The organism is Longimicrobium sp. (assembly GCF_048594345.1).
Taxonomy (GTDB): domain Bacteria; phylum Gemmatimonadota; class Gemmatimonadetes; order Longimicrobiales; family Longimicrobiaceae; genus Longimicrobium.
In genome coordinates this window covers 1-18825 of sequence record NZ_JBMDXM010000084.1, presented here as the reverse complement: position 1 = coordinate 18825, position 18825 = coordinate 1, and the positions used below count along the sequence as shown (strand labels likewise).

The window sequence follows — 18825 nt, the reverse complement described above, 5'->3', positions numbered from 1 at the left end:
CGGTCGTTATGAAGGTTGCGGGCGTGCGCTCCCTCAGGATGACAGTGTGCCTCGGTTGGAAGAAGGTGAGGTGTTGTAACACCCTCTCACACGCCGTCCGTCACTGGCTCGCCCGCCTCCAGCTGCGCCAGCGCCTTGCCGCAGCGTTCGCCCCACAGGTTGAAGCGGTTGGCCTGGTGGCCGGTGCGCCACGCGTCGGCGGCCTCGGCTAGGCGGCCTTCCAGGTAATAGGCGCGCCCCGTCTCCCACCACGCCTCCAGCATCCCCGGCCCCAGTTCCAGCGTGCGGCCAAAGAAGGAGCGCGCGTCGTCGTACATCTCGCGCTCCAGGTACAGCATCCCCATGTACAGGTGCGCGTAGATCTGCGCCTTGCGGTCGCTTTCCTGGCGGATGGCGCGCGACAGGTGCTCGATCGCCTCGCCAAAGATCCCCTTCTTGAGGCAGATGTACCCCAGGTTCACCCGCGCCAGCGGGTTGTTGGGGTCCTTCATCAGCACCTTGTAGTACGTCATCAGCGCGTCGTCGTACTGCTCGCGCAGCATCTGCGCCCACCCCAGCAGGCTTTCGGCGTGCGGGTCGTTGGGGGCCAGCTCCAGCGCGCGCTCCAGCTCCTTCACCGCGCGCTTGGGATCCCCCGAGGCGATCGCCGTCCACCCACGCTCCACGTAGGTGCTGCTGCCGATGTGGTCGCTGACGATGGTCTGCGGCTGGGCGGGCGCGGGGGCCGGCGCGGGGAGGGCCTTGTAGCGCTCCACCAGCCCGCGGATGCGCTCCTTGAGCGCCGCGAGCCCCTCGATGGCGGATTCGGTCTCGCGGAAAAAGCCCACGATGTCTTGGCGCAGGGCGTCGCGATCCCCCGCCCCGGCGCTCTCCAGCCGGGCATCGATGGCGTCGTAGCGCGCTTCCAGCGCCTGCAGCAGCTCCTGCGCGGTCATGCCCCGTCCGCCGCTCCCTCCGCGGGGACAAGCTCCGCCGTCTCCAGCGCGATGCGCTCTTCGCTGCTCAGGATGCGCTCCAGGTCCAGCAGGATCACCAGCCGCGCCTCAAGCCGAACGATCCCCTTCATGAACTCCTGCGCCAGGCCGCGGATGTACGCGGGCGGGGGAGAGATGCTGGTCTCCGGCGCGCGCAGCACCTCCGTGACGCTATCCACGATCAGCCCCAGCCGCTCGCCGGAGTACTCCACCAGGACGATGCGGGTGTCGTCGTCGAAGGCGAAGTCCCTGACCTCGAAGCGGCGGCGCAGGTCGATGACGGGGACCACGGCCCCGCGCACGTCCAGCACCCCCTCCACAAAGGCGGGCGCCCGCGGCACCGGGGTCACCCCCTGGTAGCGCAGGATCTCGTGCACGGCAAAGACGTCGAGGCCAAACTCCTCGCCGCCGATCTTGAAGGTGACCAGCTGCACCTGCGGCACCGCCGCCTGCCTGACGTTTCTCATTGCTCCGCGCTGTCCAGGGTGGTGCGCTCGCCGAGGATCTCCGCGAGGTCGATCAGGGTCACCAGCCGGTCCTCCATCCGCGCCACGCACACCACGTAGGCGTCGCGGTCGCCGCCGGTGTGCGGCGCGGGGCGCACGCACTCCGCCGGCACGTCCAGTACCTCGTGCACGGCGTCCACCGCCACGCCCACGCGCCCCTCGCCCAGCGCCATCACCAGGATGGAAGGGATGCGCCCGGCCTCCAGCGCCACGCTGAGCGCCGGCGCCACGTCCATCACCGGCACCATCTCGCCGCGCAGCATCAGCACGCCCAGCAGGTGGGACGGCATGTCCGGCAGGGGCTGGACCGGCCGCTTGGTCACCACCTCCTCCACCAGGCGGATGTCGCAGCCGTGCAATTCACCGCCCAGGCGAAACACCACCGCCTGCGCGCCCTCGCCGCGGTCGATCAGGGCGCGGAAGTCCAGCTCCGAAGTCGGGGCGGGCGCGTTCACGGCGTCCCTCCCGCGGGCGCGGCGGCGAGCGAAGCGGCGCGGGCGCCCAGCTGCCGCTCAATGCCGACGTGGATCTCGTCCAGCGGGAGCACCGTATCCGCGATCTTGGCGGCGGCGGCGGGCATGCCGTAGATGACGGACGATGCCCGGTCCTGCGCGATGCCGTAGCCGCCCGACTCCACGATGTCGCGCAGCCCCTCCGCGCCGTCCTTGCCCATCCCCGTCAGCACCACCCCCACGGCACGCGCGCCGAACGTCTCCGCCACGCTGCGAAAGAGCGGATCCGCCGCGGGGCGCACGCCCCAGATCGTCGGCTCCTGGTCCAGCGCGATGCGCACCTCGCCGCCTTCGCGCACCACGCGCATGTGCCAGTCGCCTGGGGCAAGATAGACGTGGTCGGGGCGGACGACGTCACCTTCCGCCGCTTCCACCACGCGCAGGCCGCTCATCCCGTCCAGCCGCTCGGCAAAGGAGCGGGTAAAGCGCGGCGGCATGTGCTGCACGATCAGGACGGCGGCCCCCAGCGGCGCCCGCAGCCGGGGGATCAGCTCCGTCAGCGCGCGCGGCCCGCCCGTGGACGCGGCGACCGCCACCACCGTCTCCGCCGAGCGGCCGGTGTGCGCCGGGCGCGACGGCGGCTCCGCGGCTGCGCGCTCGCCACCGGTCCGCCTGCGCCGGCGCGGCGGCACGACGTTCGTCTGCGGCGGCGCCGCGAACTCCGCCGGCCCGTCCGCCCCGGGCGGGGGCGCGGAGGGGCGGCGGACACGGACGGGGAGGACGGCCAGGTTGGCGGTGGACGCCGCACGCAGCGCCTGCAGCAGCCGGTCCGCCACCGTGTCCAGGTTCAGCGAAATGGTGCCGGACGGCTTGGCGACAAAGTCCACCGCGCCGTAGTCCAGCGCCCGCATGGTCGCTTCGCCGCCCTCCGTCGTATAGGCGGAGAGCATGACGACCGGGCGCGGCGTCTCGCTCATGATGTAACCCAGCGCGGAAAGGCCGTCCAGTCCGGGCATCTCCACGTCCATCGTCACCAGGTCCGGCTCCAGCTGGTGCACCTTGCGCAACGCGTCGTTGCCGTCGCGCGCCGTGCCGATCACCCGGAACTCGTCGGTGCTGGACAGGATGTCGCTGATGACGCGGCGCATGAACGCGCTGTCGTCCACCACCAGCACGGTGTGCGGCCGCGTGCGCTCGGTGCGCTCAGAGAACGACATCGGCCTTGCCCACCGAGCTTACCGTCGTCCGGCCCGCGCCCACGTAAAAGCGCACGGAGCGGCCGTAGTCGCCCCCCACCTCTTCTCCGACGACGGGGATCCCCGCCTGCTCCAGCGCCTGGCGCGAGGCGATGATGTTGCGGGCGCCCATGTTCAGCGAGCCGGGCACCATCAGCGTCTGGAACATGGCCGCGCCGCCCACCAGGCGCGCCTTGAGCCGGCCGGGGCGCGCGCCCAGCCGCGCCATCTCCTGCACCAGCGCGGGCACGGCGGTGGTGGCGAACTTGGCGGCGTTCCCCTGGTCGCGCGACAGCGCGGGCTCGGGGAGCAGCACGTGCGCCAGGCCGCCCACGCGCGCCTCGGCGTCGTGCAGCAGGATGGCCACGCACGAGCCCAGCCCCAGCGTGACCAGGGTGTCGTCGGCCCCGCCCACGGCGGCCTGCGCCACCTTTACGAACGTCGATCCGTTGGACTTGGTCATGCCGGCCGCCGAAAGATCCGCTCGCGGTTGTTTACCGGCCTGAAGAGCAGTCGCGCCTCGCCGATCAACGTCTCCACCTTTCCCATCACCAGAAACCCGCCGGGGGCGAGCGCGTCGTGGAACTGCTTGAACAGCTGCTCCTGGATCTCGCGGTCAAAGTAGATCACCACGTTGCGGCAGAAGATCAGGTCCTGGCCCGTGAGCCCCGGCCCGGAGATCAGGTCGCGCCGCTCGAACGTCACCCCGGGCCGCGCCTCGGGCCGCACCGCCCACGGCGGGCCGCCGGTGAACCAGCGGTCGCGCACGCGCGGCGGCGTTTCCGTCATGGACAGGTCCGGGTACTCGCCCTTGCGCGCCGCGTCCAGGCTGCGCCGGTCGATGTCCGTTCCCGTGATGTGGATGCGCGACGCCTCGGCCGAGCGTCCCTGCTTTTCCAGCCACTCGCGCATCAGGATGGAGCAGGTGTACGCCTCTTCCCCGCTGGCGCTGCCCGCGCTCCACACCCGGACCGGCCCGGGGCGGTCGAAGAGCGCGGGGAGCACGTTCTGCTCCACCGCCTGCCACGTTTCCAGGTTGCGAAAGAACTTGGTGACGTTGATGGTCAGCGTGTCCAGCAGGTGGTCGTACTCCGCCGGATCGTGGTCCAGCAGGGCGCCGTAGTCCTGGAACGTCTTCTGCCCGCGCGCCCGCATCCGCACCGCGATGCGCCGGCGAAGGCACTTTTCCTTGTACCACTTGCAGTTGAAGCCGCGCTCCTTCTCGATCTTGCGCTTGAGCTTCTCAAGCTCCTCGTCGTCGCCCTCCATCTGCAGGGAGAACGGCGGAAACGCGGGGGGGATGATGCCCGTCATCGCAGCACGCTCTCCACCAGCTCCAGGTTGGTGCGCACCACGCTGTTGCGGGGGTTGATCTCCAGCGCCTTGCGCCACAGCTCCACCGCCTGCGTGCGCTCCATCCGCTTGTAGTGGATGTTCCCCATCCGAAAATACACGTCGTCGCCCAGGCGCGGGTTGATGCGCACGGCCCGCCCGTAGCACTCCGCCGCCTCGTCGTACGCGCCGCGGCGGTACAGGGCGTCGCCCAGCGCCTTGAAGGTCTGCGGCAGGTCGCCGTCTTCCTCCGTGGACCGGCGGTACATGACCTCCGCCTGCTCCCAGTCGCCCTTGCGCTCCAGCACGGCGCCCTGGTGCAGGTAGATGGCGGCCGCGTGCGGATGCCGCTCGATCCCCTCGTCCCCCAGGCGGAGCGCCGCCTCCACCGTCCCCGCGGCGGCCTCGGCCAGCAGGGCGAAGGCGTAGTACGCGGCCGGCGGGCGCCCGCTCCCCAGCGCCTCGCGGTAGGCGGCGAACCCCTCCGCCGCCGCGTGCACCTCGCCCAGCTTCAGCAGCAGGATGGCGCGCGACAGCAGCACCTGCGGCCGCTTGGGCGCCAGCCGCGCCGCCTCGTCCGCGGCAAAGCGCGCGTCCGCCATCCGCCCCAGCCGCTCCAGCGCAAGGGACATGGCGTGAAAGACGGAGGCGCGCGCCCCGCCCAGCTCCACCACTTCCTTCAGATAGCGCAGCGCGAAGCGGTCGTCGCCCTTGCGCAGGCCGATCAGCGCCAGGTGAAAGCGGGCATCGAGATTCCGCGGCTGCAGCTCGGCCACGCGGCGAAATTCGCGCGTCGCCTCGTCGTACATCCCCGTCTTGTAAAAGGCGATCCCCAGGTTGCGGTGCTCGTCGATGCGCGCCTGGGGCACCTCCTTGACCTGCGCCTGCCGCCGGCCCACGGGGTGCGCGAATCCCGCCTGGATAAGCCCGAACAGCGCCTTGCCCACGTCGAACTCCACCATCCCGCTTTCGTCGATCAGCTCCTGCACGCTGCGCTTGCCGTCCACCAGCGGGACAATGCGGTGCTGCTCGTCCGAAAGCTCCAGCCCCACCATCGGCTTGGACCGGTCGATCTCGAAAACCAGGTCCAGCGAGGGGATCTTCTTCTCGATCAGGCTCCACTCGTCGATGCGGCGGGCGCCTTCGAGGAGCAGGTTCTCGGGGTTGATGGAGACGCGCATCGCCCCTTCCTCGGGCCGCTGCTCAGCCTCGAAGTAGAACGAGCCCTGCGACCAGGTGAAGAGGTAGTAGACCGCCTCTTCGATCTGGATGCGGATGTACTGCTCCAGCTGGTCGCGGGTGATGGCGCCGCGGCGGATGAGGATCTCGCCCAGCCGGCTCTTGTCCGGGTCGCGCGCCTGCTCGTCGATGGCCTCGGTGAGCTGCGAGCCCTGGATGAGGCCGTTCTTGACCAGCAGGTCGCCCAGCCGGTCGCGCCGGTTGACGATGCTGGCGTAGGTGATGCGCCCGCGCTCGAAGAAGATGTAGCCAAAGTTGCTGCGGTCCGTCAGCGACAGGCAGCCGGTCTTCTGCCCCATCGCCAGCAGCTGCAGCACGTCGGGCAGGCTGGCTTCCTTGAGATTTCCCTTGATCGCCATGTCAGGCCAGCTCCTCGATCAGGCGATCCTCGATGGCCAGCCAGTCCCACGCCGCCTTTTCGGGGTTGAAGTACCAGCGGTCCACCTGCGGCTGCGCCTTGATGGCCTCTTCCGCCTTGCGCGCCGCCGCCGCCCTGGCCGACACCACCAGCGCCTCCGCTTCGCCCACACGGTCGGGGTCGGCCAGCAGCGGCGAACTGGCCGAGTCGGAGCGCATGGTCTCCAGCTCGCCGCGGATGGCGCGCAGCTTGTCCACGTCCGCCGTGAACGCGTCAAGGATGGCGTCCATGTCGGGCGCGGTGTCGGCGTCCAGCGCGGCCTCGAGCCGGCGGGTGCGGATCCCCTCGCCCTCCCAGCGCAGGATGGCCTCGGCCAGCCGCTTGCGCCACGGCGCCGTCTCCACGATCTCCTCGACCGTGGCGGTGATGTCGCTCAAAAAGGCGCTGAACTCGTCCGGCGTGTGCGCCGCCGGCTCCGGCTGGTTGAGCGCCGCCACCTCGTGCGCGGTGAGCGTGCCGCCGCGCTCCGTCTGCGCCGCGCCCACCCGCTCCACCGCCTGCACGAGCCCCGCCGCGTCGGCGAACGGCAGCCGCGCGATCTCCGCCGCGGCTCCGTCTACCAGGGTGATGCCGCGCTGGTCCGCCGCGCGCCGGGCGATCTCCTGCCGCGACTGGTCGCCCTCGTCCGTCGCGGCGGGCAGGTCCACCGCCAGCCCGCGGACAAAGCGGGCGCGCAGCTCCGGCTCGATCCCCGGCAGCTCCGCCGCGGTCGATTCGCCGGCCAGGACGATCTGCGCGGTCCACTCCAGTTCGTCCCACAGGGCCAGCAGCTCCTGCTGGGTGCGCGCCTTGCCGGCCAGCGCCTGCACCTCGTCCAGCAGCACCAGTTCCGCCTCCAGCAGCTCGTCGCGCAGCGCGTCCATGGACCCGCTCCCCACCGCCGCCGACACGCGGTCCACCAGCGTGTCCGCCGTCAGGTAGAGGATGCGGACGTCGGGGCGCACGGCCAGGGCCAGCGCGCCCATGGCCTGCAGCAGGTGCGTCTTGCCGCTGCCGCGTGCGCCGTGGATGAACAGCGGGTTGTACGCGGCGCGCGGGGCCTCGGCCACACGGCGCGCGGCGGCCGCGGCCATCCGGTTGCCGGGGCCGACGACGAACGTCTCGAAGGTGAAGCGCGGGTCCTGCTGAAAGATCATCGTTGCGGTGGAATAAGGGACGTCTAACCTAATCGTGTCCCCGGTCCGGCGCGAGGCGGGGCTGATGCAGATGGATCGCGGCTCGGCGAACGGGATCGAACTGCGTCCGCCGGGGTGCCCCTCCCCCGGCCCCTCCCCGTTCGTTCCTCACGGAGAGGGGAGAAGTCGATCCCGTTTCCGAAGGTGCGTCGCACCTCCCTCCCCCGCGCAGTTTGCGGGGGAGGGCCGGGGAGGGGGGCGGCCCACCATCTCGCGCCACCCCATCCGAACCACTCCGAACCCGCCCCACACCAACCCCTTCCCCGAAGTTGGGGGAGGGGTCGACCGCCGTCGCGAGGAACGAGCGAAAGGCCGGTCGGGGGAGAGGGCCAGTCCGGAGCGCGTTACACCCTCCCCCGCCCTGCGCGGAAGAGGGTGCGAGTCCCGCCGTCCGCCGGACCCCGGCCTACTCCGCAGCCGCGTCCGTCACGCTGCGGCCAAAGCGCTGCGACAGGCGGCGCAGCACCAGCTCGCTGATCCCCTTGAGCGTGTCGAAGACGCCGATCCCCCCCAGCGCCTGCGCCTCGAAGCGCGGCAGGTCGCGGTAGTTGAGCAGGTCGTCCATCTCCTCCATCCCCATCACGTCCGGCAGGTCGCGCTTGTTGTACTGCAGCACGATGGGGATCGTGCGCGGATCCACCCCCTGCTCCAGCAGGTTCACCTGCAGGTTGCGGAAGCTTTCCACGTTCTCGTCGCGCTGCGCGCGCTGGCTGTCGGCCACGAACACCACGCCGTCCGCGCCCTGCAGCACCAGCTTGCGGGTGGCGTCGTAGTACACCTGGCCGGGCACCGTGTACAGCTGGAACCGCGTCTGGAACCCCGAGATCGTTCCCAGGTCCAGCGGAAGAAAGTCGAAGAACAGCGTGCGGTCGGTTTCCGTCGCCAGCGACACCATGCGCCCGCGGCGCTCCTCCGGCACCTGGCCGTGGATGTACTGCAGGTTCGTCGTCTTTCCGCTGCGCCCCGGACCGTAGTACACGATCTTGGACGTGATCTCGCGGGTGCTGTAGTTGACCAGCGACATATGCCTCTAACAGTCAGGCGGACGCGCCGCCGAACAGGTTCTCCAGCCCGGCCTCCAGGTCCTTCTCGAACGCCCGCGCATCCGCCGTGGGCCGCACCTCGCTCCACCCCGGCAGCCCCGCCACCTGCGCGGTAAACTGGCCAAAGAACACCTGCACCAGGCCGATGGACGAGTCTTCGCCAAAGACGGCGATCACGATCAGGTTCTCCGCCGGCGTGCGAAAGGGGCCGATGAACACCTGCGCCTGCGCGCCGCCCTGGTGCAGGTGCCCGAACCCTGCCTGCCCCAGCAGTTCCGCCAGCGCACGCGACGACGCATGGATGCCGGCACCCAGCGCGGCCACTCCCATCACGTCCAGCGCACGGGCAAAGCCGCGCTGCGCCAGCACCTGGCCGCTCTCGTTGATCAGCAGCACCAGCCGCAGCCCGGCTTCGCGCGCAAACCGCTCTACCGGCGCCTCCAGCGCGCCCACGAACTCCGGAAGGTCGCCGCGCCTCATCCCAGCGCCTCGACCACCCGCTGCGCCTCCAGCCGCACCAGGCCCACGTTCACCCAGCTTTCCGCGATCACCACCAGCAGCAGGTCGCCCAGCTGCGGCGGCGCGGCGGCGAACAGCAGGCCGTCCTCACCCTCCACCTGAAGGTAGCTCGCGCTGCCGAACTCCGCCGCCTGCACGGACCGCCGCGCGCGCCGAAAGAGGGATGCCACCAGCGCCGCCGCCGCCGGGCCGGGGACCCCCACCATCAGGTCCTCCTCCACGATCAGCCCGTCCTCGGCCGCGACCACCATGGACCCCCGCACGCCGGTGATGCGGTTAACGCGGCCCAGCATCTCGCCGTACGCGCTCACGCCCCGCCTCCCGCGCCCAGAAAGCGCAGCGCCGCGTCGCGCGCCCGCACCGCCACGCGCAGCGTCCACCCCGTGGGCACCTCGCGCCGCCCGGCGACGGCGATCATCCCGTCCCCGGCGGGGGCCAGGCGGACGACGGCTTCCGGCGTCTCCACCAGGATCCCCTTCCACGCGCCCAGCCCCAGGTGCGTCAGCGCGCGCCCCGCCTCCGACGACGCGCCGGAAAGGACGGCGGCGACTTCCGGCCCGCGATCCACGCCGCCGACCACCATCTGCCCCGCGAGCACGAAGCCCTGGTCGTCCAGCAGCACCGCGCCCACGATCCCCCGCTCCGCCGCCAGCGCGTCGAACTCCCCCGCCACCGCGTCGAAGTGCGTCCCGTCCGCCGCCCCCGCCGCCGGAGTCGCGACAGCCGCGGCAGGCACGGCGGATACGGTCGATGGCGACGCAGCCGCGGCCGGCGCCGTCGCCGTCCGCACCGGCGCAGCGGGAACGACGGGCGGCGGCGGGGCGGGGCGGGCGGATGCGGGCGATGCGCCGCCGCCCTTCGACTTCGCCCAGGCATCCTCGAGCGCGTCGCGCACCTCCTGGTCGAAGGCGTCGTTGGCCAGCGACTTTTCCAGGTGCCGCACGGCGACGGAATGGTCGCCGCGCGTGTAGGCGATCAGGCCGATCTCCCGGCGTGAAGCCGCGTGGTCGGGGTCCAGCGCCAGGGCGATGTCCCACTCGTCGAACGCCTTGAGCTGCTCGCCGCCCTCACGGTACAGCAGGCCCAGGAGGTAGTGTGCCTCCACGTGGTCCGGGTGCTTCTCCAGCCCGCGGATGCACAGCTTGAGCGCGGCGTCGTGGCGGCCCTGCTCGCGGTACGCGCCCGCCAGCGGAAGAAAGGCCAGGCTGGCGGGGTCCGCCGCCACCTCGTCGCTCCACTGGCGCACCTGCATGGGGGTGGCGGCGCTCACTGCGTCTCCTCGTCCAGCACGGACAGCAGGGCGTCGGCGGCTTCGCGGGCACGCTCGGCGCGGGCGCGGCGCGGGGCGTCGCCGGCGTCGTCCAGGCGCAGGTACGTGTCCCACGCCTCGCGGGCGCGGTGCAGGTCGCCCGTGTGCGCGGCGGCGATCCCCATCTGGTAGTGCACCGGCGCGTCCAGCGGGTCCAGCGCGGACGCGCGGCCCAGCGCGATCAGCGCCTCGCCCCAGCGCCCAAGGCGGCGGTGCGCCGTGGCCAGCAGCGTGTAGACCTCCGGCCGGTCCGGGTGCGCGCGTGCCAGGTCGTCCAGAATGCGCCGCGCCCGGTCGGACGCGCCGTCCGCCAGCGCCAGCTGTGCCTCGCCCAGCGCGTCGCGCAGGGGGCGCTCCATCGGCACGGGCGAGGCGGGTTCCGGCACGTCCTCGCGGATGTCCACCACGCCGGTGGACGCCAGGCCAAAGACGATCTTGGCGATGTCGAAGTCGCTGCGCCCCAGCGCCGAGGCGATGGCCTTGAGCGGCCGCGTGCCGTCGATCTCCGCCAGCACCTCCCACTCGGTGGGGTGCAGGTCCAGCGCGGGCCCGTCCGGCGAGTCGCCCACCAGGACCGGGATCACCCCCATGTGGGGAACCTTGGTCTCCAGCGTGGACCACTCGTCCACACGGCGCGCGGCCTCCATCAGCAGCGACTCGGTGCTCACCCGCACGGCCACGTTGCCGTTGGCGCCGCCCGGCCCTTCCTCGAAGCGGAAGTAGCCGTCCTTCCACTGGATGAGCTCGAAGACGATCTCCTGGATCTGAAAGCGCAGCTGCCGGCGGATGTCATCCTCCGTGACGATCCCCTGCTCCACCAGCACCGTCCCCAGCGCGCGGCCGGGCGCCACCTGCTGCGCGCGGCGCGCCGTCTGGATCTGCGCCTCGGTCACCTTGCCGGCGCGCAGCAGCAGGTGCCCTAGCCGGTCGTGCGCCGTCCCCAGCTCCGCGCCCGTCACCGCGCCGCGGTCGAAGCGCACCAGCGCCGGCCGGTGACGCCCGCCCTCGGGGGCAATGCTGAGCGTCCCCGTCTTGCGGCTCAGGTCCAGGAGCTGAAACACGTCGGTGAGCGCCAGCTCGCGAAGCGGTCCTTCGATCGCCATCCGCTACACCCCCACGCCCGCCTCGGTGTGGAACACGCGCGCCATGTCCAGCGCCATCGCCAGGTTCTGCCGCGACGGCTCGGCGTACGGACCGTGCGGGTCCGCGTCCACCGCCGCGCGCCAGTGCTCGATCGCCTGCCTGAACCGCCGCTCCGACGACGCGATCACCCCCAGGTGAAAGTGCGCGTCCGCCCGGTCCGGGTCAAAGCGCAGCACCCGGGTGAACGCCCGCTGCGCATCGTCCCGCCGCCCGTCGTCGTTCAGCGCCTGGCCCAGCAGGACCAGGCCCTCGAAGTGGTACGGATCGCCCGCCAGCAGGTCCACCAGCGCGTCCACCGCCTCCCCCGGCCTGCCGGAGCGCCGCAGCGCCGTGGCAAGGAGGTACGCGGCCTCGGAGTACGTGGGCAGCACGTCCAGCGCCGCGCGGCACTCCGCGATCGCCTCGTCCACGCGGTCGATGGAGATCAGCAGCCGCCCCAGCTCCACCCGCGCGGCGACGAAGTCCGGATCCAGCTGCACCGCGCGCCGCAGCGCTTTTTCGGCGTCGTCCTGGCGGCCGGCGGCCAGCGCGGCGCGGCCCAGGTGGCGCAGCAGCCCGGGGTCGCGCGGCGAAAGCTCGCAGGCGCGGGACAGCACCCGCACGGCGCCCTCAGCCTCGCCCTGCAGCAGCAGCACCTCGCCCAGCACCTGCAGGTTTTCCTGGTGATCCGGCTCGTGCGCGGCCACCAGGTCCGCGGCCTCGCGCGCGTCGTCCAGGCGGTGCAGGCGCAGCAGGGCACGGGCACGGCCGGCCAGGGCGCGCGCGTGGTCGGGCGTCCACCCCTGCCCCTCCAGCCGCGCGTACGCGGCGTCGAAACGCTCCAGCGCCTCGCCCTCCAGCCCCTGGCGCAGGAAGATCTGCGCGGTGAGCAGCGCGGCCTCCACGGGGTTCGCCCCGCCGACGGCCACGCGGCGGATCTCCGCCAGCGCGCGGTCCAGCAGCCCCTTGGACAGGTAGTCCTCCGCCAGGGAGAACGCGTCCGCCGCCGGCTCCGGCGCCTCGTCCCGCTTCGGCTGCAGCTCGGCGAAGATGGAGTCGAGCGCGCCTTCCTCGAAGCTGAAGCTTTCCACCCCGCGATCCTCGCCGCTGATGCGCTCCGCCGCGTCCAGCTCCGGCGCCAGCACCTCCGCGTACTCAAACTGCAGGTCGATCGCCAGCTTGTAACGCGGCGTGGTGTAGTACGGGTTCAGCTCCAGCGCCCGCTTCGTCTCCCGCAGCGCTCCCTCGAAGTCGCCCAGGTTGGAAAGGACGAAGGAAAGGTTGTAGCGCGCCTCCGCGTGGTCCGGATCCGACTCGACGGCGCGGACAAAGGCGTTGCGCGCCTCCTCGTAGCGCCGCGTCTCCATCAGCACCGCGCCGATGCCGTTCCACGCCGCCGCGGCCGCGGGGTTGGCGCGCAGCGCGGCGCGGTAGGCGTCCAGGGCGGCGCCGTGGCGGCCGCGGCGCAGGTACATCAGCCCGCGGTTGCACCAGGCGTCGGTGAACCCCGTGCGCAACGAAACCGACTCGCGGAACGAGGCCTCCGCGCCGTCCGCGTCGCCGCGGTGCAGGCGGACGACGCCCAGGTTGTTCCACGCCAGCGAGTACGCCGGGTCCATCTCCAGCGCCCGGCGGTAGCTGGTCTCGGCGTCGTTGATCGAACCGGATTGATGGAGGCAGACCCCGCGCTCGTTCCACAGCTTGGGGCTGCGCTCGTCCTCCGCCAGCAGGCGATCGTAGAGATCGAGCGCCTGCCCCGCCTTACCCTGGAGCAGGTAGACCTCGGCCATAGACTGGCGGGTGAGCGCGGGCTCCTCGCCCTGCTCCAGCGCGCGGGTGAACTCGCGCAGCGCCTCTTCGTACAGCCCCTTCTGGCGGAACGCGATGCCCAGGTTGTAGTGCGCCAGCACCTCGCCGGCCGCGACCTCGGGGCGGCGGACGCGGCCGCCCACCAGCTCCTGGTAGCGCGCGGACGAGTAGCGGTCCAGCGACAGGTTGGTCTGCGCCTTGGCGTAGTTGGGGTTGAGCTGCGTGGCGCGGCGGCTGCTGGCGCCCGCGCGCTCCATGTCGCCCATGTCGCCGTAGACGAATGCGAGCACGTAGTGGGCGTCGGCCAGCTCGGGGTTCAGCTCGATGGCGCGCGACAATTCCCGCAGCGCCTCCTCGTTCAGGCCGCGGTTGTAGTACAGCTCGCCGAGCGAGAAGTGGAGCACGGCGCTGTCGGGGTCCATCCGCAGCGCCTGGCTGAACCACTCCATGGCCGCCTCGAAGTGGCCGCCGGCCTTTTCGGCCTGGCCCAGGTGGATGAGCGTGGTGAGGTCGTCCTGGTCGGTGGCCAGGACGCGGCGAAGCTCGGCGACCGCGCCCGCGCTGTCGCCGGTGTTCAGGTACGCCTGGGCCAGCCTGCGGCGCGCGTCGGAATCGGTGGGATCCTCGCGCAGCCGCTCGCGCAGCTCGCTGATGAGCCGGTCGTAAAAGCCGGTGTTGAAGTAGGCGATCTCCAGGTTGCGCTGGGCAACCTGCATCTTGGGGTCGATGGCCAGCGCCCGCTGGAACTGGGCGATGGCCTCTTCGTACATCCCCTTGTTGAAGTAGAGGACGCCCAGGTTGTTGTGCGCGCCCGCGTCGGCCGCGTCGATGCGCTGGGCGAAGCCGCGTAGGATGCGGAGGTCCCGCTCCGAGTGGGGCGGCCGGGCGGCCGCTTCGGGGGCGGCGGGTTCCGTCACGTCAAGCCAGGCGGATGGATTGCAGGATGATCTGCAGCGACTCCACGTCGGGAAGCAGAAGGAACTGCCCCATCACACTTTCATCGGTGTCCATCTGGAACTCGGTCTGAATGCAGAACACCACGTCGCGCTCGTGCCCGAAGTTGGTGTACGCGGTGGTCATCACCGCCCCGCACAGGTCGATCACCAGCGAGGGCACGCTGGGCAGCAGCATGAGCCCCATGAAGTCGCTGATGGCGTTCATGTAGGCCGCGCTCAGGATGTTGCCGGCCTCCTTGATGGCGCTCTGCTCCAGCTCGCCAAAGACGTGCGCGGTGCCCTTGGGGCGGTGCAGCAGCATCTCGGCCAGGCGCATGGCTGCGGGGCGAGGGAAGATGAGCAGCGTGCGCCCGGTCAGGTCGCCCAGCATGTGCATGAGCACCGCGGCCACCACCTCGTCGGCCTTGCCGATGACGTCGGGCACTTCCTCCAGCGGCACCACCTGCAGCCGGGGGACGTTGATCATGATGCGGGTGTTGGTCATCTGCGACAGCGCCGTGGCGGCGTGCCCCGCGCCCATGTTGGACACCTCGCGCAAGCCGTCCAGCTGCACCGCCTGCAGGTCCCGCAAATCGATCGTCATCGGACGTTGGTTCCGTTGATCAAGTTCAAGTGCTGCGTCGATGCTGCGTCGAAGTACCGCTCCGGCCGACATCTCACTGCGCCCGCGCGCCCCCTCCGGGCTCGTAAACCTCGCCCACCTCCCCCAAAAAACCCTGGGGGAGGTTGGGGATGCCGACGGATTCAGGCTGGCGGCGGGCATCCAACCGCGCCCGCCGCGGTGCCCCTCCCCCGGCCCCTTCCCGTTCGTTCCTCACGGAGAGGGGAGAAGTCGATCCCGTTTCCAATGCCTGTCGGCGAGGCACGAGAAAACTCTGTTGACTCTGCTGACTCTGTGTGAGGCCCCATCTTCTGGACCCGCACACAGATCTCGCCGAAGCGCTTACCCCGCCTGGACCGCCGCGCCCAAGAGGCTGCCGGCGTCCAAAATGAGCGCGGGGCGGCCGTCGGAGAGGATGGTGGCGCCGCTGAACAGGCGCAGCGTGTCGGCCGTGGCGTCGAACGCCTTGACCACGATCTCCTGCTGCCCCAGCAGCGCATCCACTTCAAGCCCCACCCGCTGCTCGCCCACCTCCAGCACCACCGCCGCGCGCTTCCCCTCCGGCCGCACACCGTTGCTGCTCAGCAGCTTGCGCAGCGAGTGCAGCGGGATCACCTCGTCGCGCAGGTAGGCGACCGGGCGGCCCTTCACCGCGCCGATCTCCTCCGGCTGCAGGTGCACCGTCTCGCCCACGTGCGTCAGCGGCAGCGCGTACGTTTCCCCGCTCTGGCGGACGAGCAGCGCGCGGACGATGGCCAGCGTCTGCGGCAGCTGCAGCGTCATGGCCGTGCCGTGCCCCGGCTGCGTGGCGATCTCCAGCATCCCACCCAGTGCCCGCACCCGCGTCGCGACCACGTCCAGCCCCACGCCGCGCCCCGAAACGTCCGTCACCGTCTCCGCCGTGCTGAAGCCGGGGCGGGTGATGAGGCGCGCGACGTCGTCGTCGCTCATCCCCCGCGCCTCTTCGGGCGTGACCAGACCGTTGGCGAGCGCCTTGGCCAGCACCCTGTCGCGGTGGATGCCGCGGCCGTCGTCTTCCACGCGGATGACGATGCGGCTGCGCTCGCGGGCGGCGGACAGGCGCAGCGTCCCCGTCTCGGGCTTGCCGGCGGCCCGGCGCTCCGCGGGCGACTCGATGCCGTGGTCCAGCGAGTTGCGGAGGAGATGGACCAGCGGGTCGCCGATCTCGTCGAGCATGGACCGGTCCAGCTCGATGTCCTTGCCCTCGATGACGAAGTCCACGCGCTTGCCCAGCGAGCGCGCCGCGTCGCGCACCAGGCGCGGAAAGCGGTCGAACACCTGCCAGACGGGCGCCATGCGGGCCTGCATGATCTCGTCCTGCAGCTCGCCGATGAGCCGCGCCGCCTGGTCGATGGAATCGGCCAGCTCCGGCTCGGCCGCGCCCGCCAGGCGCCGCATGCGGTCGCGGACGATGACCAGCTCGCCCACCCCGTTCACCAGCGCGTCCAGGCGGCGCAGGTCTACGCGGATGTTGCGCGCCCGCCCCGCCGCCCCGGACTGCGCGGCGGCCGCGGACTCGGCCACGGCCGAGTCGTCCGCCGCGGCGGGCGCGTCCATCAAGCCCTGCGCGATCTCCACCTCGCGGATCTCGCCGGCCGTGCGCAACGCCGCCTCGATCTCCGCCGGTGCGGCGGCGGAGCGCAGGACAAAGCGGACGGTGCCCGCGAAGTCCGGCTCCTGCATGGCCGCCTCGGACGGCTCCAGGCTGGTGACCGTCCCCAGCCCGCGCGCCGCGCGCACCGCCATGAACGCGCGCACCCCCGGCAGCGCCGAAGCCGGGTCCACGGTGACGCGCACCCGCATCGCGGTGTCCTCGTCCGCCTCCACGTCCAGCACGGGGACGATGGGAGCCGCGGGAGCCGCGATCGCATCGGCCGAGGCCGGTGCCGTATCCATTGCCCGCGACGGCACCTCGGTGCCGGCCAGCGCGCGGAGCCGGGCGACGACGGGGGCCACCGTGGCGCCGTCGTCCTCGCCCTCTTCCACCGCCGTCTCGATGCTGCGCTCCAGCGCGTCGCACCCGGCAAACAGGGTGTCGACGAGCTCGGCGTCGGCCGTCATCCGCCCCAGGCGCACCCGGTCCAGCAGGTCTTCCATCTCGTGGGCCAGGTCCGCCACGGCACGGTAGCCCATGGTGGCCGACATCCCCTTGATGGTGTGGACCGCACGGAACAGCCCCTCCACCGCGTCCCTGGAGCGCGGATCGCTTTCCAGGGTGAGCAGCAGGTGGTTGATGGCCGAAACGTGCTCGCGGGATTCGCTGAGGAATAGCTCCGCGTACTGGGACAGCTCCATGCGGCCGGGCGCGGTTCAGTGCGTAGTACGAAAGTACGAAAGTACGAAAGTACGGAACGGCGCGGCCGGGAGCAGACGCGCGGACGTCCGGGCTCCTCGCGTACTTTCGTACTCCGTACTCTCGTACTTCATGTCGTACTTCAGCCCAGAACCCGCTGCACCGCCTCCAGCACCCGCGAAGGCTGGAACGGCTTGACCACGAAGTCCTTGGCGCCGGCCTGGATGGCCTCGATCACCAGCGCCTGCTGGCCCATGGCGCTGCACATCAGGATGCGCGCGCCGGGATCCTCGCGGGTAATCTCGCGCACCGCGTCGATGCCGCCCATGTCGGGCATCACGATGTCCATCGTGACCAGGTCGGGCTTGTGCTGCCGGTACTTCTCGACGGCCTGAACGCCCGTCTCGGCCTCGGCGACGATCTGGAATCCGGCCTGCGTCAGGATGTCGCCGATCATCGTCCGCATGAAGATGGCGTCGTCGCAGATCAAGACGGTCTGGCTCATTGGCGTCTGTAGGGGTGCCGGGTTGGGGCGCTGGCGCCCGGATGGTTCGGTTTCACGCGGAGAGGATGGGGGCGATGATCTCGTCCGGGTCAACGGCCACGAACACCTGCCCGTCCGTCTCGCCCACTCCGCGCAGATAAGCGCGGTCAATGCGCAGCGCCCGCAGCGTGCTGGCGGCGTCCTGCAATGCCGCCGTGTCCACGTCGACGATGCGCGACACTTCCTCCACGGCCAGGCCGGCCAGCCGGCCCCGGTGCTCCACGATCACGATGCTGTGGTCCGGGTTGGCCGACGCGGGCGCAAGCTTCAGGCGGGCGCCCAGGTCGATGACCGTCACAATGCGCCCGCGCAGGTTGATCAGCCCGCACACGTGGGGCCCGCTTCCCGGCAGCGGCGTGTACGGCCGGGCCGGGATGATCTCGCGGATGCGGTCGATGGACACCGCGAAACGGTGCTCGCCCACCACCAGCAGCGCCATCCGCTCCAGAACGGCCTCGTCCGGGGTGTCCCCCAACGGTTCAGCCCGGGTGTCGGATTGGGACATCAGCGGCTCGAAGGTGGCGCCCTGGTAGGTGAGCCGACAGTATAGCGGGGGCGCGTGGGGCCGGTCAAGAAAACAGAAGGGCGGGAGTGCGGGTGAACGGGTGTGATGGTGTGATGGTGTGATGGTGTGATGGTGTGATGGTGTGATGGTGTGATGGTGTGATGGTGTGATGGTGTGATGGTGTGATGGTGTGATGGTGTGATGGTGTGATGGTGTGATGGTGTGATGGTGTGATGGGAGCGTCGGAGTGCGACGGGTCTCCGTGCCGGTGGTGGCGGAGACCCGTGCGCAAAGAACGACCCCAGGCAGGGAGCTGTGGTGTGGTCCCGGGTTGCCGGCCGTCGTGGCCTCAGCAGTCCCAGCCAGGGCAGGTTTCCTGGCAGGTGTATCCGCAACTGTCCCAGCAGGTGTGCCGTCCGCCCAAGCACGTCTCATCCACGCACGTCATGATGCACTCGGAATCGTCGCACGTATAGGCGCAGGTCTGCGGACACGTCGCGTCGCAGGTAAGGCAGCCCGGGCAGGTGCAGTTGGTGGGGCAGGTGCACTCCTCGCCGAATACCGTCCCCTTCGCCTTTTCCGCGGCCGTGGTCTCGAAGCTCTCCACGGCGAGCGCGTCCAGTCGCAGGCGGATCTTCTTCATGGGTCCTCCCGGGTCAGGTGGGTGAATCGGTGGCGCAGACGGTCAGCGATGCCGCACGGGGCCATCTGCACCCGCCTGAGAAAGGGATGGGGGCGGCCCGCGGGTCGGAGAAGCCGATGCTGCCGCCGC

At 71.1% G+C, this 18825-nt stretch carries 19 protein-coding genes; all 19 read right to left on the bottom strand.

The genetic code is table 11. The features are described from left to right. Nucleotides 1–86 precede the first annotated feature (86 nt). The gene (locus ACOJUJ_RS09320; protein WP_420126590.1) at nucleotides 87–935 is read right to left on the bottom strand and encodes a tetratricopeptide repeat protein; all 849 of its coding nucleotides are present in this window, start codon (nucleotides 933–935) and stop codon (nucleotides 87–89) included. After that, nucleotides 932–1441, bottom strand: a complete 510-nt coding sequence (locus ACOJUJ_RS09315; protein WP_420126589.1) for a chemotaxis protein CheW — start codon at nucleotides 1439–1441, stop codon at nucleotides 932–934. The genes ACOJUJ_RS09320 and ACOJUJ_RS09315 overlap by 4 nt, the downstream gene beginning before the upstream one ends. After that, on the bottom strand, nucleotides 1438–1935 hold the full coding sequence (locus tag ACOJUJ_RS09310; protein ID WP_420126588.1) for a chemotaxis protein CheW: 498 nt from the start codon (nucleotides 1933–1935) through the stop codon (nucleotides 1438–1440). The genes ACOJUJ_RS09315 and ACOJUJ_RS09310 overlap by 4 nt, the downstream gene beginning before the upstream one ends. Further along, complete coding sequence (locus ACOJUJ_RS09305; RefSeq protein WP_420126587.1) at nucleotides 1932–3149, bottom strand: protein-glutamate methylesterase/protein-glutamine glutaminase; 1218 nt, start codon at nucleotides 3147–3149, stop codon at nucleotides 1932–1934. The genes ACOJUJ_RS09310 and ACOJUJ_RS09305 overlap by 4 nt, the downstream gene beginning before the upstream one ends. Next, entirely contained in the window at nucleotides 3136–3630 is a 495-nt protein-coding gene (locus ACOJUJ_RS09300; protein ID WP_420126586.1) for a chemotaxis protein CheD, read from the bottom strand. Before ACOJUJ_RS09300 ends, ACOJUJ_RS09305 begins: the two co-directional genes overlap by 14 nt. Then, nucleotides 3627–4481, bottom strand: coding sequence for a CheR family methyltransferase (locus ACOJUJ_RS09295; RefSeq protein WP_420126585.1), 855 nt, complete (start codon nucleotides 4479–4481; stop codon nucleotides 3627–3629). Before ACOJUJ_RS09295 ends, ACOJUJ_RS09300 begins: the two co-directional genes overlap by 4 nt. Next, nucleotides 4478–6097 carry a DUF4388 domain-containing protein gene (locus ACOJUJ_RS09290; protein WP_420126584.1) on the bottom strand — a complete coding sequence of 540 codons (1620 nt, stop codon included), beginning with the start codon at nucleotides 6095–6097 and terminating at the stop codon, nucleotides 4478–4480. The genes ACOJUJ_RS09295 and ACOJUJ_RS09290 overlap by 4 nt, the downstream gene beginning before the upstream one ends. A gap of 1 nt (nucleotide 6098) precedes the next feature. Next, nucleotides 6099–7292, bottom strand: a complete 1194-nt coding sequence (locus tag ACOJUJ_RS09285) for a DnaA ATPase domain-containing protein (protein WP_420126583.1) — start codon at nucleotides 7290–7292, stop codon at nucleotides 6099–6101. A gap of 445 nt (nucleotides 7293–7737) precedes the next feature. Further along, nucleotides 7738–8355, bottom strand: coding sequence for a GTP-binding protein (locus ACOJUJ_RS09280; protein WP_420126582.1), 618 nt, complete (start codon nucleotides 8353–8355; stop codon nucleotides 7738–7740). 13 nt (nucleotides 8356–8368) lie between these two features. Beyond that, nucleotides 8369–8854 carry a roadblock/LC7 domain-containing protein gene (locus ACOJUJ_RS09275; protein ID WP_420126581.1) on the bottom strand — a complete coding sequence of 162 codons (486 nt, stop codon included), beginning with the start codon at nucleotides 8852–8854 and terminating at the stop codon, nucleotides 8369–8371. Next, entirely contained in the window at nucleotides 8851–9204 is a 354-nt protein-coding gene (locus ACOJUJ_RS09270; RefSeq protein ID WP_420126580.1) for a roadblock/LC7 domain-containing protein, read from the bottom strand. Before ACOJUJ_RS09270 ends, ACOJUJ_RS09275 begins: the two co-directional genes overlap by 4 nt. Continuing rightward, complete coding sequence (locus ACOJUJ_RS09265) at nucleotides 9201–10163, bottom strand: tetratricopeptide repeat protein (RefSeq protein ID WP_420126579.1); 963 nt, start codon at nucleotides 10161–10163, stop codon at nucleotides 9201–9203. The genes ACOJUJ_RS09270 and ACOJUJ_RS09265 overlap by 4 nt, the downstream gene beginning before the upstream one ends. After that, on the bottom strand, nucleotides 10160–11305 hold the full coding sequence (locus tag ACOJUJ_RS09260) for a DUF4388 domain-containing protein (RefSeq protein ID WP_420126578.1): 1146 nt from the start codon (nucleotides 11303–11305) through the stop codon (nucleotides 10160–10162). Before ACOJUJ_RS09260 ends, ACOJUJ_RS09265 begins: the two co-directional genes overlap by 4 nt. 3 nt (nucleotides 11306–11308) lie before the next feature. Further along, complete coding sequence (locus ACOJUJ_RS09255) at nucleotides 11309–14050, bottom strand: tetratricopeptide repeat protein (protein WP_420126577.1); 2742 nt, start codon at nucleotides 14048–14050, stop codon at nucleotides 11309–11311. Nucleotide 14051: 1 nt separating this feature from the next. Further along, on the bottom strand, nucleotides 14052–14672 hold the full coding sequence (locus ACOJUJ_RS09250) for a chemotaxis protein CheC (RefSeq protein ID WP_420126576.1): 621 nt from the start codon (nucleotides 14670–14672) through the stop codon (nucleotides 14052–14054). 360 nt (nucleotides 14673–15032) lie between these two features. Next, a complete protein-coding gene (locus tag ACOJUJ_RS09245) occupies nucleotides 15033–17006 on the bottom strand; it encodes a chemotaxis protein CheA (protein ID WP_420126575.1) in 1974 nt (657 codons plus the stop codon). Between the two features lie 140 nt (nucleotides 17007–17146). Then, nucleotides 17147–17509 (bottom strand): response regulator, encoded by a 363-nt coding sequence (locus tag ACOJUJ_RS09240; protein ID WP_420126574.1) that lies wholly within the window; start codon nucleotides 17507–17509, stop codon nucleotides 17147–17149. A gap of 52 nt (nucleotides 17510–17561) precedes the next feature. Further along, nucleotides 17562–18053 (bottom strand): chemotaxis protein CheW, encoded by a 492-nt coding sequence (locus tag ACOJUJ_RS09235; RefSeq protein WP_420126573.1) that lies wholly within the window; start codon nucleotides 18051–18053, stop codon nucleotides 17562–17564. Nucleotides 18054–18402: 349 nt separating this feature from the next. Then, a complete protein-coding gene (locus tag ACOJUJ_RS09230; RefSeq protein ID WP_420126572.1) occupies nucleotides 18403–18696 on the bottom strand; it encodes a hypothetical protein in 294 nt (97 codons plus the stop codon). Between the last annotated feature and the right edge of the window lie 129 nt (nucleotides 18697–18825).

What these genes read in the sequence shown, in the direction of transcription:
- ACOJUJ_RS09320 (WP_420126590.1), bottom strand. Translation starts at nt 935, where the DNA reads ATGACCGCGCAGGAGCTGCTGCAGGCGCTGGAAGCGCGCTACGACGCC.
- ACOJUJ_RS09315 (WP_420126589.1), bottom strand. Translation starts at nt 1,441, where the DNA reads ATGAGAAACGTCAGGCAGGCGGCGGTGCCGCAGGTGCAGCTGGTCACC.
- ACOJUJ_RS09305 (WP_420126587.1), bottom strand. Translation starts at nt 3,149, where the DNA reads ATGTCGTTCTCTGAGCGCACCGAGCGCACGCGGCCGCACACCGTGCTG.
- ACOJUJ_RS09300 (WP_420126586.1), bottom strand. Translation starts at nt 3,630, where the DNA reads ATGACCAAGTCCAACGGATCGACGTTCGTAAAGGTGGCGCAGGCCGCC.
- ACOJUJ_RS09295 (WP_420126585.1), bottom strand. Translation starts at nt 4,481, where the DNA reads ATGACGGGCATCATCCCCCCCGCGTTTCCGCCGTTCTCCCTGCAGATG.
- ACOJUJ_RS09290 (WP_420126584.1), bottom strand. Translation starts at nt 6,097, where the DNA reads ATGGCGATCAAGGGAAATCTCAAGGAAGCCAGCCTGCCCGACGTGCTG.
- ACOJUJ_RS09285 (WP_420126583.1), bottom strand. Translation starts at nt 7,292, where the DNA reads ATGATCTTTCAGCAGGACCCGCGCTTCACCTTCGAGACGTTCGTCGTC.
- ACOJUJ_RS09280 (WP_420126582.1), bottom strand. Translation starts at nt 8,355, where the DNA reads ATGTCGCTGGTCAACTACAGCACCCGCGAGATCACGTCCAAGATCGTG.
- ACOJUJ_RS09275 (WP_420126581.1), bottom strand. Translation starts at nt 8,854, where the DNA reads ATGAGGCGCGGCGACCTTCCGGAGTTCGTGGGCGCGCTGGAGGCGCCG.
- ACOJUJ_RS09260 (WP_420126578.1), bottom strand. Translation starts at nt 11,305, where the DNA reads ATGGCGATCGAAGGACCGCTTCGCGAGCTGGCGCTCACCGACGTGTTT.
- ACOJUJ_RS09250 (WP_420126576.1), bottom strand. Translation starts at nt 14,672, where the DNA reads ATGACGATCGATTTGCGGGACCTGCAGGCGGTGCAGCTGGACGGCTTG.
- ACOJUJ_RS09245 (WP_420126575.1), bottom strand. Translation starts at nt 17,006, where the DNA reads ATGGAGCTGTCCCAGTACGCGGAGCTATTCCTCAGCGAATCCCGCGAG.
- ACOJUJ_RS09240 (WP_420126574.1), bottom strand. Translation starts at nt 17,509, where the DNA reads ATGAGCCAGACCGTCTTGATCTGCGACGACGCCATCTTCATGCGGACG.
- ACOJUJ_RS09235 (WP_420126573.1), bottom strand. Translation starts at nt 18,053, where the DNA reads ATGTCCCAATCCGACACCCGGGCTGAACCGTTGGGGGACACCCCGGAC.
- ACOJUJ_RS09230 (WP_420126572.1), bottom strand. Translation starts at nt 18,696, where the DNA reads ATGAAGAAGATCCGCCTGCGACTGGACGCGCTCGCCGTGGAGAGCTTC.